Origin of the sequence: Streptomyces sp. NPDC001292, from assembly GCF_042896465.1 — a bacterium.
Lineage (GTDB): Bacteria > Actinomycetota > Actinomycetes > Streptomycetales > Streptomycetaceae > Streptomyces.
In genome coordinates this window covers 62479-76704 of record NZ_JBIAXG010000027.1, presented here as the reverse complement: position 1 = coordinate 76704, position 14226 = coordinate 62479, and the positions used below count along the sequence as shown (strand labels likewise).

General features: G+C 70.4%; 12 protein-coding genes and 1 pseudogene. 12 read left to right on the top strand and 1 reads right to left on the bottom strand.

Going from position 1 to position 14226, the window contains the following annotated elements; all coding sequences use genetic code 11:
- Window positions 1–2 precede the first annotated feature (2 nt).
- From ACFY4A_RS26005 to ACFY4A_RS25955, 11 genes and pseudogenes are all read left to right on the top strand, one after another.
- A pseudogene (locus ACFY4A_RS26005) lies at window positions 3–355 on the top strand (FAD-dependent monooxygenase).
- 66 nt (window positions 356–421) lie between these two features.
- Window positions 422–1033 (top strand): HD domain-containing protein, encoded by a 612-nt coding sequence (locus ACFY4A_RS26000; protein WP_390831756.1) that lies wholly within the window; start codon window positions 422–424, stop codon window positions 1031–1033.
- Between the two features lie 78 nt (window positions 1034–1111).
- Window positions 1112–1897, top strand: coding sequence for an IclR family transcriptional regulator (locus ACFY4A_RS25995; RefSeq protein WP_390831755.1), 786 nt, complete (start codon window positions 1112–1114; stop codon window positions 1895–1897).
- 111 nt (window positions 1898–2008) lie between these two features.
- Window positions 2009–3268 (top strand): cytochrome P450, encoded by a 1260-nt coding sequence (locus ACFY4A_RS25990; RefSeq protein ID WP_390831754.1) that lies wholly within the window; start codon window positions 2009–2011, stop codon window positions 3266–3268.
- A 3-nt stretch (window positions 3269–3271) separates the two neighbouring features.
- Window positions 3272–4336, top strand: a complete 1065-nt coding sequence (locus ACFY4A_RS25985) for a PEP/pyruvate-binding domain-containing protein (RefSeq protein WP_390831753.1) — start codon at window positions 3272–3274, stop codon at window positions 4334–4336.
- A 24-nt stretch (window positions 4337–4360) separates the two neighbouring features.
- Window positions 4361–6181: a PEP-utilizing enzyme gene (locus ACFY4A_RS25980; protein WP_390831752.1), complete on the top strand. Its 1821-nt coding sequence runs from the start codon at window positions 4361–4363 to the stop codon at window positions 6179–6181.
- Window positions 6182–6188: 7 nt separating this feature from the next.
- Entirely contained in the window at window positions 6189–6953 is a 765-nt protein-coding gene (locus ACFY4A_RS25975; RefSeq protein WP_390831751.1) for an SDR family NAD(P)-dependent oxidoreductase, read from the top strand.
- 23 nt (window positions 6954–6976) lie between these two features.
- A complete protein-coding gene (locus tag ACFY4A_RS25970) occupies window positions 6977–7297 on the top strand; it encodes a 2Fe-2S iron-sulfur cluster-binding protein (RefSeq protein WP_384442943.1) in 321 nt (106 codons plus the stop codon).
- A gap of 6 nt (window positions 7298–7303) precedes the next feature.
- Window positions 7304–8572: an NAD(P)/FAD-dependent oxidoreductase gene (locus ACFY4A_RS25965; protein WP_390831750.1), complete on the top strand. Its 1269-nt coding sequence runs from the start codon at window positions 7304–7306 to the stop codon at window positions 8570–8572.
- A 15-nt stretch (window positions 8573–8587) separates the two neighbouring features.
- Window positions 8588–9259 (top strand): HD domain-containing protein, encoded by a 672-nt coding sequence (locus ACFY4A_RS25960; RefSeq protein WP_390831749.1) that lies wholly within the window; start codon window positions 8588–8590, stop codon window positions 9257–9259.
- Window positions 9256–10743: an aldehyde dehydrogenase family protein gene (locus tag ACFY4A_RS25955; RefSeq protein ID WP_390831748.1), complete on the top strand. Its 1488-nt coding sequence runs from the start codon at window positions 9256–9258 to the stop codon at window positions 10741–10743. The genes ACFY4A_RS25960 and ACFY4A_RS25955 overlap by 4 nt, the downstream gene beginning before the upstream one ends.
- 313 nt (window positions 10744–11056) lie before the next feature.
- Here the strand turns inward: ACFY4A_RS25955 and ACFY4A_RS25950 are convergent, their stop codons facing one another.
- The gene (locus tag ACFY4A_RS25950; RefSeq protein ID WP_390831747.1) at window positions 11057–13549 is read right to left on the bottom strand and encodes a SpoIIE family protein phosphatase; all 2493 of its coding nucleotides are present in this window, start codon (window positions 13547–13549) and stop codon (window positions 11057–11059) included.
- A 295-nt stretch (window positions 13550–13844) separates the two neighbouring features.
- On the opposite strand from ACFY4A_RS25950, the gene ACFY4A_RS25945 reads away from it, so the two are divergent.
- Entirely contained in the window at window positions 13845–14102 is a 258-nt protein-coding gene (locus ACFY4A_RS25945; protein ID WP_390831746.1) for a hypothetical protein, read from the top strand.
- Window positions 14103–14226: the final 124 nt, after the last annotated feature.

The window sequence follows — 14226 nt, the reverse complement described above, 5'->3', positions numbered from 1 at the left end:
CTATGCACCACGGCCGGCTCGTCCTCGCCGGGGACGCCGCGCACACGGTCCCCCTACCGGCGCCAAGGGGCTCAACCTCGCGCTCGCCGACGTCCGGGTGCTGGCCGAGGAACTGGAGCGCGCGGTGGCCGCAGGAGACCCGGCGCCGTTGGCGAGCTACAGCGAGCGCGCGCTGCGCCGCGTGTGGAAGGCCCAGCACTTCTCCTACTGGATGACGACGATGCTGCACACGCTGCCGGACGCCACCCCCTTCGACGTGCGACGCCAGGAGGGCGAACTGGCCGCGCTGACCGGATCGACCGCGGGGTCGAGGTACCTCGCCGAGGCCTACACCGGCTGGCCGAAAGGACGATGAGCATGGCTCTGCCCCGCCAACCAGCTCGGCGACGACTGCACCCGCTTCCTGCCCGACGCGGCCGGCGTGCCCGGCACCGCCGGCTGGCGGGCGGAGGACCACGCCGTGTGGCAGTTGGCCGTCGAACACCTCCACGTGCGTAGCAACGACGCTCACACGGCGTACTCCTACGGCCTCGCCGTCGCCCTGTGCGACCTGCATCCCGAAGCCGACCGCGACGTCGTGCTGCCTGCGATCATCCTTCACGACACCGGCTGGTCGCGGGTGCCGGAGAAGGAGGTCTTGGAAGCGATCCGGCCCGGTGGCGGCCGGGCCGACCTGGTCGTCCGGCACGAAAAGGAGGGTGCCGCCATCGCCGCGGACATCCTTGCCCGGCTCGGGCACGATCCGGCACGGATCTCGGAGATCGTCGACATCATCGACGGCCACGACTCGCGAACGACCTCACTGTCGCTCAACGACTCGCTGGTCAAGGACGCCGACAAGCTGTGGCGGCTCACGCCGCACGGCGTCGACACCGTCATGGACTGGTTCGGGCTCACACGGGAACAGGCGCTCGTCCTGATCGGCAGCCGGGTCCACGACCACCTGTTCACCGACGCCGCCGGCACCATGGCCCGCGCCCTGGCCGCCGTCGCGAGGATCGACAGCACGCCGCAGCGGGTCGGGCTCGGCTGACGGCACGGTGCGGGCTCCCGGTACGCTGCGCGCCACGCGCGACAATGCCACCAGGACGACACGACCGAGGAGGGTGCCATGCGCGGTGAAGGCCGCACCGTGACCTCCAAGGTGCTCGCGCTGCTCGGCGCCTTCGAGGGCGGCCGGCACGCGCTGTCGCTCAGCGACCTCGCGCAGCACGCCGACCTGCCGCTGCCCACCGCCCACCGGCTCGTCGGAGAGCTCGTCGACTGGGGTGCGCTCGAGCGCGACGACCAAGGCCGCTACAGCGTCGGCCTGCGTCTTTGGGAGGTCGCCCAGAACGCCGGACGCCATCTGCGCGACACCGCCCGCCCCTACCTGCAGGACCTGTTCTCGCTCACCCACGAGACCGCGCACATCGCCATCCGCGACGGCGACGAGGCCCTCTACATCGACCGGATCTACGGCTCGACGCGGGTTCCGCGCGCCTCGCGCGTCGGCGGCCGGCTGCCGTTGCACGCCACCGCGGTCGGCAAGGTGCTGCTGGCCTACGAGGAGGAGTGGGTGCGCGAGGCTTACCTTGCCCACCGCCTGGAGGCCGCCACCCGGCACACGCACGTCAACCCAGGTCGGCTGGCCGCCGAGCTGCGCAAGGTGCGCGACGAGGGCTACGCCACCACCCAGGAAGAGGTCCGCGCGGGCTCGTGCTCGATCGCCGTGCCGGTCCGCCTGAAGCCGCACCCGGCCGCGATCGGCCTGGTGATGCTGTCGAGCCAGGGCGCCGTCATGACCCGCCACCTGCCCACCCTCCGGGGCGTCGCCCACCGCATCGAGGCGGCCGCGGCAGAGCCGCAGCCGAGCCTGGTGCGCGTGCCGCGCCGTTCCAGCCGGCAAGACCGCTGAACCCTGACCGGACCGCTTCCGCTCAACGGAAGTTCCGCATGGACGGCCCTGGTGGCGGGCGTCAGGATGAGGTCGTCGTCACACGACGGCGCCAACGTGTCAGGAGGCAGGATGACCTCGACTCGAAGCCTGGCCGGGACTGCCTCGGCCTGCCCGGTCCACCACGGCTACGAGCCGTTCGACCAGGACGATCCGTTCCCGTCCTACGCCGCCCTCCGCGCCCAGGAGCCGGTGATGTTCGACAAGCGGACCGGCTACTGGGTCGTGAGCAGGTACGACGACATCAAGGCCGTCTTCGAGGACTGGGAGACGTTCTCCTCCGAGAACGCCCAGGCCCCGGTCCGCGAGCGGGGGCCGCAGGCCCGGCAGATCATGGAGGAGGGCGGCTTCACCGCCTACTCCGGCCTGTCCGCCCGGGTCCCCCCGGAGCACACCCGGATCCGCAAGGTGGCGGCCAAGGCGTTCACTCCGCGCCGGTTCAAGGTGCTCGAACCCGAGATCCGTGCCAACGTGGTGCGGCTGATCGAGGCGATGCTGGCCCGGCCGGAGCGCCGCGGCGACCTGGTGCGAGACCTCGCCCACGACCTCCCCACGATCACGATCCTCACGCTGATCGGCGCGGACGTGGACAAGATCGGCACGTTCAAGCGGTGGTCGGACTCGCGCTCGGCCATGACCTGGGGCGACCTCAGCGACGACGAGCAGGTGCCGCACGCCCGCAACCTGGTCGACTACTGGGCCGAGTGCCGGCGCCTGGTCGCCGAGGCCCACGAGACCGCACCGGACAGCCTGGTCGGCGACATGGTCCGGATGCAGGCCGAGGGCGACCCGATCAGCGACCACGAGATCGCCTCGGTCTGCTACTCGCTGCTCTTCGCCGGCCACGAGACGACCACGACCCTGATCTCCAACGCGCTTCGGGTGCTGCTCTCCCACCCCGAGCAGTGGCAGCGCGTCGTCGAGGACACCGGCCGCATCCCCGCCGCGGTCGACGAGGTGCTGCGCTACAGCCCGTCCATCGTCGGCTGGCGCCGGCGCGCGCTGCGCGACGCCGAGATCGGTGGGGTCGCGATCCCGAAGGGCGCCGACATCCTGCTGCTCATGGGCTCCGCCAACCGGGACGAGTCCCGGTTCGAGAACGGCGAGGCCTTCGACATCAGCCGCCCCAACGCCCGCGAGCACCTGTCGTTCGGCTTCGGAATCCACTACTGCCTGGGCAACATGCTCGCCAAGTTGCAGACGCGGATCGCGCTGGAGGAGGTCGCGCGGCTCGCACCCGGCCTCCGCCTCGCCGACCACGCCGCCATCCACTTCGGCCGCAACCTCTCCTTCCGTGCCCCTGCCGCGGTCCCCGTCACCTGGGAGGACTGACCAGTGAGCGACTTCATCGTCTTCTTCGACAGCGGCCACGAGCCGTCGCTCCAACTGCTCGGCGGCAAGTGCGCGTCGCTGGTCTCGATGACCTCGGCGGGAATGCCGGTGCCGCCCGGCTTCGCGGTGACCACCGCCGCCTTCGACCACTTCGTCGACGGCAGCGGGCTGCGCGGCGAAATCCGTGCCCGCCTCGCCGAGATCGACCCCGACGACGTCGGGTGCGTCGACCGGGTCTCGGCACAGATCCGGCACGCGATCGAGTCGCGCGAGGTGCCCGCCGACATGCACGGCGTGCTGCGCACGGCGTACGAGCAGCTGATGTCGCACTTCGCCGACGTGGTGCCGGTCGCTGTCCGCTCGTCCGCCACCGCCGAGGATCTGCCCGACGCCAGCTTCGCCGGCCAGCAGGACACCTACCTGTGGCTGACCGGCTATGCCGCGGTCAGCGAGCACGTACGTCGTTGCTGGGCCTCGCTCTACACCAGCCGCGCCATCACCTATCGCCTGCGCAACGGCATCCCCGAAGAGGACCTGTCGATGGCGGTCGCGGTGCAGAAGATGGTGAACGCCAGGGCCGCCGGCGTCGCGATGACCCTCGACCCCTCGAACGGCGACCGCTCCAAGATCGTCGTGGACGCCTCCTGGGGGGTCGGCGAGATGGTCGTGTCGGGACAGGTGACCCCCGACAACATGCTGCTCGACAAGGTCATGCTCACTGTGGTCCGCGAGCACGTCGGCGACAAGCACGCCGAGCTCGTGCCGGATCCGGCGAGCGGCCGACTGGCCGAGCGCGAGGTCGAGCCCGAGCGCCGTACGGTCCGCTGCCTGACCGACCAGGAACTGCACGCCGTCGCGGCCATGGCCAAGCGGGCCGAGAAGCACTACGGCACCCCGCAGGACATCGAGTGGGCCATCGACGCCGACCTGCCCGAAGGAGACAACCTTCTGCTGCTGCAGTCCCGGCCCGAGACGGTGCACTCGGCCTCCCCGGCACCCACCCCCACGATCACGCCCACGACCGGCTTCTCCATGGCCGGGCTCACCTCCTCCCTCACCGGCCGTTGAGCCACTCCCGCAAAGGATCCGAGCGTGACCATCGAACAGACCATGAAGCCCTTCCCGAAGCCCTCTCAGATCGAGGTGCCCGAGGGGGCGGAGGGGTGGGAGGAGCTCTATCCCTACAACCTCGTCTTCGGCAACGCGCCCGGCGGTGACGAGAAGTTCTGGTTCTGCGACAGCCAGCACTGGCCCACGGTGTTCAAGCCGTTCGAGACCATCGGCGGCGAGTTCGCGGTCAAGTGTCTGGGGCAGTACAACACCCGGCACCTGCTGATCCCGCCGGCCAACGGCATCGAGTTCAAGATCCACCTGGGGTACCTCTACATGAGCCCGGTGGCCGTGCCGCAGGAGGAGATCCCGGCCCGGATACCGGAGTTCGAGCGCCGCGCCGGCCACTACTTCCAGAACTGGGACAGTCTGCTGGAGGCCTGGCACGCCAAGGTCCGCGCCACCATCGACGAGATGGAGGAGCTCCACTTCACCGCGCTGCCCGACGCCGTGCCGTTCGACGACATCGTCTCCGGCAAGGCGATGGACGGCTCCCAGACGCTGATGGAGAACTACGATCGTCTGATCGCGCTGCTCTACCGCAACTGGCAGTACCACTTCGAGTTCCTCAACCTCGGCTACCTCGCCTACCTGGACTTCTTCGGCTTCTGCAAGGAGGTCTTCCCGGGCATACCCGACCAGGCCATCGCCAAGATGGTGCAGGGCGTCGACATGGAGCTGTTCCGGCCCGACGACGAGCTCAAGCGGCTCGCGGTCAAGGCGGTTCAGCTGGGGCTGCAGTCGGCCTTCGAGAAGCCCGACGACGTCGAGGGCACCCTGCGGGCGGTCCGTTCCGCAGGCGGCGAGGAGTGGGTGGCGGCCTACGAGGCGGCGCAGGACCCGTGGTTCAACTTCACCGTCGGCAACGGCTTCTACGGCCACGACAAGTACTGGATGGAGCACCAGGAGATCCCGCTGGGCTACATCAAGGACTACATCCGCCGCCTCGACGAGGGCCAGGAGATCATGCGCCCCGTCGAGCAGCTGACCGCGGAGAAGGAGCGGATCGTCGAGGAGTACCGCGACCTGCTCCAGGGCGAGGCGCGGGAACAGTTCGATGCCAAGCGCGGGCTCGCGGCGACGGCCTACCCCTATGTGGAGAACCACAACTTCTACATCGAGCACTGGACGATGGGCGTGTTCTGGCGCAAGGTGCGCGAGCTGGCCCGGGTCTTCGTCGACGCCGGCTTCTGGGCTGACCCCGCCGACATGCTCTACCTCAACCGCAACGAGGTCCGCGACGCGATCTTCGACCTCGTCACCGGCTGGGCGGTCGGCGCCGAGTCGACCGGCCCGCACTACTGGCCCGCCGAGATCGAGCGGCGCCGCCGGATCATCGACGCGCTGTCGGCCCGGCGCCCGCAGCCGGCGCTGAACACGCCGCCGGCCGAGATCACCGAGCCGTTCACGATGATGCTCTACGGCATCACCACCGAGCAGGTGCAGCAGTGGCTGGCCGGCGACGAGGTCGGCGACGACACCGCGATCACCGGTATGGCCGCGTCTCCCGGCGTGGTCGAGGGCATCGCCCGCGTGATCTCTTCCGCCGACCAGCTGGGCGAGGTCCAGGAGGGCGAGATCCTCGTCGCCACGATCACCGCGCCGTCCTGGGGGCCGATCTTCGGCAGGATCAAGGCGACCGTCACCGACATCGGCGGCATGATGAGCCACGCCGCCATCGTGTGCCGGGAGTACGGCCTGCCCGCCGTCACGGGCACCGGCTCGGCGTCGACCACCGTCCGGACCGGCCAGCGGATCCGTGTCGACGGCAACGCCGGCCGCGTCGAGATGCTGGAGAACTGAGCCTGCTATGACGCTCTCCACGCACCAAGTGCCCGCCCGTACCGTCCTCGTGACCGGTGCGGCGGGCGGCCTGGGCCGCGCCTTCGCCCTCGGCTTCGCCCATCGCGGCTACCGGGTCGCGGTCGCCGATCTCGACCCGGACGGGGCCGAGGAGACCGCACGCCTGGTCAAGGCCGCCGGCGCCGACGCCTGGCACGGCCGGCTCGACGTCACCGACCCGCCCTCCACCGAGGAAGTCGCCGACCGAGTTGCCGAGTTCGGCGGTGGCGCGATCGACGTCCTCGTCAACAACGCCGCCGTCTACGGCACCGTCACCCGGTCCCCGCTGGAGGAGATCGACCCCGCCGAGTGGGACCTCGTGATGGCGGTCAACCTCAAGGGCCCCTGGCTGATGACCCGTGCGGCCAGCCCGCACCTGCCCGAGGGCGGCCGGGTCGTCAACCTCTCCTCGGCCACCGTCTACAGCGGCTCGGAGAACTGGGCGCACTACGTCGCCTCCAAGGGCGGGGTGATCGCCCTGACCCGGGTGATGGCCAAGGAGCTCGGACGGCGCTCGATCAACGTCAACGCGATCGCTCCGGGCTTCACGCTCACCGAGGCCAGCCGCGGCCTGCTCGAGGACGCCGAGTCGTACGGCGTCGACCGGGGCGCGCTGCGACGGGCCAGCCGGCCGGAGGACATCGTCGGCGCCGCCCTCTACCTCGCCGGCCCCGACAGCGCTTTCGTCACCGGACAGACCTTGGTCGTCGACGGCGGCCGCCAGTTCATCTGACCTCGACCACCAGGAGGAAACCCATGCCGAAGGTCACCTACACCGACCACACCGGCGAATCGCGCACCGTGGAGGCCAACGTCGGCGACTCGGTCATGGAGACCGCGGTCCGCAGCGGCGTTCCCGGGATCGTCGCGGAGTGCGGCGGCTCGCTGTCCTGCGCGACCTGCCACGTCTACGTCGACGAGGCCGGCCTCGCTTCACTCCCGCCGAGGGGGGAGATGGAGGACGAGATGCTCTGGGGCACCGCGGAGGACCGGCGGGACAACTCCCGCCTCTCCTGCCAGCTCAAGGTGACCGAGGGCTGCGACCTGCGGGTGACCACCCCCGCGACCCAGGTCTGAGCGGTCATGGCCGACGGACTGCTCATCATCGGCTCCTCGCAGGCCGGCGTCTCCCTGGCGACCTCGCTGCGCGCGCTCGGCTACGACGACCCGATCACGCTGCTCGGCGACGAGAACCACCGGCCCTACCAGCGGCCCGCCCTGTCCAAGGAATGGCTGCAGGGCCAGATCACCAACGAGTCGCTCATGTTCCGCACCCATGACTACTGGGTCGAGCACCGCATCGACGTGGTGAAGAACGAGCGGATCATCCGGATTGAGAGGCGGGACGACGGCTCGGGGGTCGCCCACTCCCTGTCGGGGGCACGGTTCGTCTTCGATCGGCTGGCCCTGGCCGTCGGCGCGCGGCCCCGCAGGCTGCTGCTCGACGGCGTCGACCTGCCAGGCGTGCTCTACCTCCGCAACGCCGACGACGCCCTCGAGCTCAAGGCGCGGGTGCCCGACGTGCGCGAGGTGGTGGTGATCGGCGGCGGGTTCATCGGCATCGAGGCGGCCGCGTCGCTGAACAGGATGGGACGCCGGGTCACTCTGCTGGAGGCGGCGCCGCGGCTGGTCCCGCGCGCTGTCGGTGAGGAGACCTCGGCGTACCTCCTCGACCACCACCGCGCCGCCGGCATCGACATCGTGCTCGAGGCCGGGGCCCGCCGGATCCTGCCCCGCGGCGACCGGGTCGGCGCCGTCGAACTCTCGGACGGCCGCGTCGTGGCCGCCGACCTCGTGCTGGTCGGCGTCGGCGTGATCCCCAACACCGAGCTCGCCGAGTCGATCGGCCTGGTCTGCGACAACGGTGTCCGCGTCGACGAGTGCGCGCTGGCCTCCGACGGGGTCACCGTGGCGGTCGGCGACTGCGCGAACCTGCCCAATCCGGTGCCCGGTGCTCCCCAGGGGGACCGCGTCCGGTTCGAGAGCGTCAACAACGCCATCGAGCAGGCCAAGGTGGCGGCGTACGCGATCACCGGCCGCCGCGAGGAGTACGCCGGCATTCCGTGGTTCTGGTCCAACCAGGGCGACGTCAAGCTCCAGATCGCCGGGCTGTCCACGGGCCACGACCGCACCCTGGTCCGCGGCGACACCGAACGCGGGAAGCACTCGGTGCTCTACTACCGGGGTGATCGCATCCTGGCCGCCGACTGCATCAACCATCCGCTGGACTTCATGGCGGTCCGCAACGCGCTGTCCAAGGGCCTGTCGATTCCGTACGACTCTGCCGCCGACCCGTCCGTGCCGCTCAAGTCCGTGACCGTCGACCCCACCGCCCTGGTCGGGGCCGACTGAACAAGGGGGAGCCCCATGCCCACCGCCCTGCCCACCGCCCGCCCGATCCCGGGGTCGGGACCGGTCGACACCTCACCGATCTCGCTGACCCCGGCGCCCGGCGTCGACCTCGACCCGATCTGGAAGGCAGTCGTCCCCGAGACCCGTACCCGAGGCAACGACATCCACCTGCCGATCTCCCTGGCCTACGCCGAGCGTCTATGCGACGCCTTTCCCGAGGCCGACCGGCTGCTGGTGCGCGTGGCGATCCAGCTGCACGACACCGGCTGGGGCAGGGTCGACGAGGAGCGCATCCTCTCCGAGGGCTTCACGGGTGACTGGCGCAAGGCGCAGATCCGCTACGAGCACGAACGGCAGGGATGCCTCATCGCCCGCGAGGTGCTGCCCCCGCTGGGCTACGAGGGCGACTTCGTGCGCCAGGTCTGCGACATCATCGACGGCCACGACACCCGGCAGGAGGCCCACTCGCTGGAGGACGCGCTGGTCCGGGACGCCGATCGGCTGTGGCGGTTCGACCATGCCGGGATCGCGCTGGCATCCGGCTGGTTCCGCATGGACCCCGCGGTCTACACCGACCGGCTGGAGGCGGAGATCATCCCTGAGCTGCTCACCGCCCCAGCCCTCGCCATGGCCACCGCCGAGCTCAACCGCTCCCGCGCCCTGCTCAAGACGGAGGTGATCAGGTGAGCGTCACCGACACCCCACGGTCCGCGGCGTGGCCCGAGCCGCGCTGGACCCACGCGGACGACTACTACGTCGACGGCGCCTGGACCCGCTCGACCGCCACCGCCCGACTGCCGCTGGTCGACCCGGCAACCGGCCGCGAGTGGGGTTGGGTCCCCGACTGCTCCGCGCAGGACGTCGACGCCGCCCTCACCGCCGCCGACCGGGCCTTCCGCACCGGTCCGTGGGCGAGGACCACGCCCTCGGAGCGGGCCGCGCTGCTGCTCCGGATCGCCGACGAGGTCGAAGCCCGGGCCGCGGACATGGCCCTGACGAACACGCTCGAGAACGGCTCGCCGATCAGCGAGACACGCGGGGCCGCCGCCAACGCCGCCGGCATCCTGCGGCACGTCGCCGGGCTGGCGTCCTGGCTTCAGGACGAGGACGTCCGACCGTTCCCGGCGGGGGGTGCCGAGTCCGTCGTACGCAGGGACCCGGTGGGCCCGTGCGTGCTGATCGCACCGTGGAACTTCCCGATCAACCTCATGGTGGTCAAGCTGGCACCCGCCCTGCTCGCCGGCTGCACGATCGCCATGAAGCCCGCGCCCGGCACCTCGCTGTCGATCCGCTTCGTGGTCGAGGCCTGCGAGGCCGCCGGCCTCCCGGCCGGGGTGGTCAACCTCGTCACCGGCGGCGGCGAGGCCGGCGACCGGCTCGTCCGCCACCCGCTGACCGCCAAGGTCGCCTTCACCGGATCCACCCCGGTCGGCCGCCGGATCGCAGCCGCGTGCGGGGAACTGCTCCGCCCCGTCACCCTCGAACTCGGCGGCAAGTCCTCGGCCATCGTGCTCGAGGACGCCGACCTCGAGCAGATGTCCTCGGCGCTGATCCGCACATGCCTGCGCAACACCGGGCAGACCTGCTACATCTCCACCCGCATCCTGGCCCCGTCCTCGCGCTACGACGAGGTGATCGACATGGTCACCCGCACGGTCGCGGCCGCCCCCCAGGGCGACCCCTTCGACGAACGCACGGTGTTTGGGCCGATGGCGTCCCAGGCCCAGTACGACATCGTGCGCGGCTACCTCGACTCCGCCCGCGAGGAGGGGGCCCGCGCCACCACTGGCGGACGCCCCGCGGAAACGAAGCAGGGCTGGTTCATCGAGCCGACCGTATTCGCCGATGTCACCCCCGAGATGCGGATCGCCCGTGAGGAGATCTTCGGACCCGTGGTGAGCGTACTGCGCTACGACGACATCGACGAGGCGGTCGCTCTCGCCAACGACACGTCCTTCGGACTCGGCGGCGTCGTCTTCTCCACCGACGCGGCGGCCGCGCAGGCAGTCGCGGAGCGCATGGACACCGGATCCGTCGGCGTGAACTTCTTCGCCTCCAACCACAACGCGCCCTTCGGCGGCCGTCACGACTCGGGACTGGGCGTGGAGTACGGCATCGAGGGGCTGGCGCAGTACGTCACCTTCAAGACGATCCACCGTCGCCTCGGCTGACCATCGATCTTGCGCGCTAGCCTGTCGCCCGATGCGGCCGCGCCGGCCTGGTCCAGGCCGGCGGGGAAGTCCCGGCGCAGGATGCGCGGAGACGCCCTTGGGACTGTCACGAGCTCGGAGACGGCGACCTTGGGCGGGTAGTTCAACGGGGTGCGCGTGGTACTCCTCCCCGTTGACCCGGGCGGGCGAGTTGCGTGAAGTGCTCCCGCAGGCTGCATTCCCCTCCGGCGTCCGTCACATCGGCCACGGCCAGGGATGGGCGAGGACGGACTGCGGGAGCTCGCCTGAGCCCGGCAGGGGGCCGACCGGCGCCTCACTTCGTACTCCCCTCCGTCTGCTTCCGCGCTGGCGCCGGTGCGGTTGTCGGCGAAACAAGGAAGGACTGTTCGGCCCAGATGGTCTTGCCGACGCGGGTGTGGCGCGTGCCCCAGCGTTCGGTGAGCTGGGCGACCAGCATCAGGCCACGTCCCCCCTCGTCGAAGACGCGCGCCCGTCGCAGGTGCGGGACGGTGTTACTGGCGTCGGAAACCTCGCAAATGAGGGTGTGTGCCTCCCGGATCAGCCGAAGTCGCAGGGGCGGTCGGCCGTAGCGGATGGCATTGGTGACCAGCTCGCTGACCACCAGTTCGGTGATGAACACGGCCTCGCCCAGATCCCAGGCGGCCAGTTGCTCGGTGGCGTTCTGGCGCGCACGGGCGACGATGGCCGGGTCGGGCGGCAGGTCCCAAGTGGCCACCTGCTCACCGCTCAGGGCTCGTGTGCGAGCGACCAGCAGAGCGACGTCGTCGGCCGGGTGCTCCGGTAGCAGATCCGCAAGTACGGTGTCGCAGAGCGCGTCCAGTGAGGGTGCGGGGCGGGTGAGCGCTGTGCGCAGGATGTCGAAGCATTCACCGGTGTCGCGGCCGCAGGACGCGATCAAGCCGTCGGTGTACAGGAAGAGCACAGAGCCCTCGGGCAGTTCTGCTTCGAGACTCTCGAACGGCAGGCTGCCCAGGCCGAGCGGCGGGCTGGGAGGAAGCTCAAGAAACTCGACCTTTCCGTCCGGGGTGAGCACCGCCGGCAGGGGGTGACCTGCTCGGGCGAGGGTGCAATGGCGGGAAACCGGGTCGTAGACCCCGTACAGACAGGTGGCGCCGATCGTTGCCGCTTCGGCCCCGGGCTCGGCTCCGTTGCCGCCGCCCTCTTCGTCCGACAGCCGAATGACAAGGTCGTCGAGGTGGGTGAGCAGCTCCTCCGGCGGCAGGTCGATGTCGGCCAGGGTGCGCACGGCGATACGCAGCCGGCCCATGGTTGCGGAGGCCTGAAGGCCGTGACCGACCACATCGCCCACGACCAGGGCCACCCGTCTGCCGGACAGCGGAATCACGTCGAACCAGTCGCCGCCCACCCCGGCCCGGACTCCTGCCGGGAGATAGCGGGAAGCGACCTCCAGGGCCGTCTGCTGGGGCAGCTTCCGGGGGAGCAGGTTGCGCTGGAGAGCCACGGCGGTACCACGCTCGCGGCTGTACCGGCGGGCGTTGTCTATACAGACCGCAGCTCTGGCCATGAGCTCTTCCGCCAGGACCACGTCGTCCGGCGTGAACGGCTCCGGACGCCGGTGTCGGATGAACATCGCCGCACCGAGGGAAGTGCCCCTGGCACGCATCGGCACGGCCATGATCGAGTGGAACCCGTACTCGCGGACTCGGGCGGCTCGGACGGGATCCTGGGCCAGCCAGTCGGCCAGGGAGGAGTCGGTCGTCTCCTGAATCACGGCACGGCCTTGAGCCAGGCACTGGGCAGCGGCCGAGGGCGCCGGGTAGGAAGTCACCTCTCCCAACTTCAGGACGGCCTCGGGGCAGCCCTTGAGAACGGACTGGTGGGCTACGCAGTGCAGCAGGACCGCGCCCGTCAGGGCGCCGGTGGGCGGCTCCTCCCCACGGACCAAGGGGGCGAGCAGATACACGCCGACGAAATCCGCGAGTCGCGGGACGGCTACGTCTGCCAGTTCCTGCGCGGTGCGGTCCATGTCCAGGGTGCTGCCGATGCGGGTGCTGGCCTCGTTCAACAGGAGCAGACGTTGACGGGCGGTGTACTGCTCGGTCGTGTCGCGGGCCGTCAGGCACACGCCGCGCATCCGGCCATTCTGGTCCTTGAGAGGGAAGAGGGACACTGTCCAGGCATGCTCGCGGTCCTCACCAGGCGTGCGCAGATACTGCTCCAGCAGCTGCGATTCACCACTCTTCAGCGCCAGGCGCATGGCCACTTCGGCCTCCCGGCCAGCTGCGTTCATCATGATCTCGGGCAGCCGCAGCCCACGCATCCCGTTCTCTGTGACACCGAGTGCACGCTCCATGGCCGCGTTCGCCCAAACCGATCGCAGGTCCACGTCGAAGACCGCCTGAGCCAGCGCGGACTGGGTGAACGCCCAGTTCACCAGCGCATCGGTGTGGTCCTGCTGTGGCTTCCCCGGTACAGCGGACAGCACCAACCACTCGGCCCTCCCGTCCTGTGCGATGCGGCGATGCGCGAGCAGCTCCGCGTCGACGCTGTGGCCGTCCCGATGCCGCAGTACCGCCTTCCCGGCTTGCCTGTCCTGGTCGGCAGGGGGCTTACGGGCCGCCTCCGGGACGTTTTCCGCCAGGAGGCCGGCCGCCTCGCGCCCCATGACCTCTGAGGGCAGATAGCCGAGCAGTCGCCTGGCCCCTTCGCTCCATCCCGTGACGATGCCGTGCTCATCGATGACGGCCGTGGCGGTGCACGCCGCTACGGCCCGCTCGGCGGGCTGATTCGCTTGTGCGTCCGGCTCGGTGCGGTGTCGCTCCAAAGTCGCCCACCTCGCCCTGCTGAGATCGGTGTCCCCATGTTCCGTGAGCAGCGGGTTCTGCACCGCTGTCATCTACGACCAAGCATGATCCTGCGGACCTCACGACACCAGCGCGGCCGCACCACCGGTAGAAACCGATCGGCTCCGCAGGTGCGCCTCCAGGGCGGCGCACAGGGCCCCGTGACCAAGCTCGTGCCCTGTCCCAGCACCGCACAGAAGGGGGCGGGGTGACAGCGATCCTGTGTGTCACCCGCCCGCGGCAATCCCGGACGAGACCCGGATACAGGCTCCATCAATGGGGGTCACCGCCGGCAGCGCCCGTCATGCGGCACGCGAGATCACCCGGCGGCTCTGCCGGCTGCACGCCGAGGCCGTGGACCAGGCCGCCGAACTCACCGCCCGGCAGCAGGCGGAGGAGAGCGCCCGCCGTACTCTCGCCGAGGGCGTGGCCGGCGCACTCCCCGGCGCCCGCATCGAGGAAGAACGCCGCCCACCCGGATCGTCCGGCAGCACGCGTCCCGCCCGCAGCCGGAGCCCGGGGTTGATCGGATAGAAGCCCATCGCGGAGAACAAAATATGACAACGTTGCGATGTCGCAGCGACGGGCGCCGTTATTACTGGCGATGCACGTGCGGTGAAGGGGAAGGACAAGGCCGACTCCCCTACGCCGCAGAGCC

What these genes read in the sequence shown, in the direction of transcription:
- ACFY4A_RS25990 (WP_390831754.1), top strand. Translation starts at nt 2,009, where the DNA reads ATGACCTCGACTCGAAGCCTGGCCGGGACTGCCTCGGCCTGCCCGGTC.
- ACFY4A_RS25960 (WP_390831749.1), top strand. Translation starts at nt 8,588, where the DNA reads ATGCCCACCGCCCTGCCCACCGCCCGCCCGATCCCGGGGTCGGGACCG.
- ACFY4A_RS25975 (WP_390831751.1), top strand. Translation starts at nt 6,189, where the DNA reads ATGACGCTCTCCACGCACCAAGTGCCCGCCCGTACCGTCCTCGTGACC.
- ACFY4A_RS25965 (WP_390831750.1), top strand. Translation starts at nt 7,304, where the DNA reads ATGGCCGACGGACTGCTCATCATCGGCTCCTCGCAGGCCGGCGTCTCC.
- ACFY4A_RS25945 (WP_390831746.1), top strand. Translation starts at nt 13,845, where the DNA reads ATGGGGGTCACCGCCGGCAGCGCCCGTCATGCGGCACGCGAGATCACC.
- ACFY4A_RS25970 (WP_384442943.1), top strand. Translation starts at nt 6,977, where the DNA reads ATGCCGAAGGTCACCTACACCGACCACACCGGCGAATCGCGCACCGTG.
- ACFY4A_RS25995 (WP_390831755.1), top strand. Translation starts at nt 1,112, where the DNA reads ATGCGCGGTGAAGGCCGCACCGTGACCTCCAAGGTGCTCGCGCTGCTC.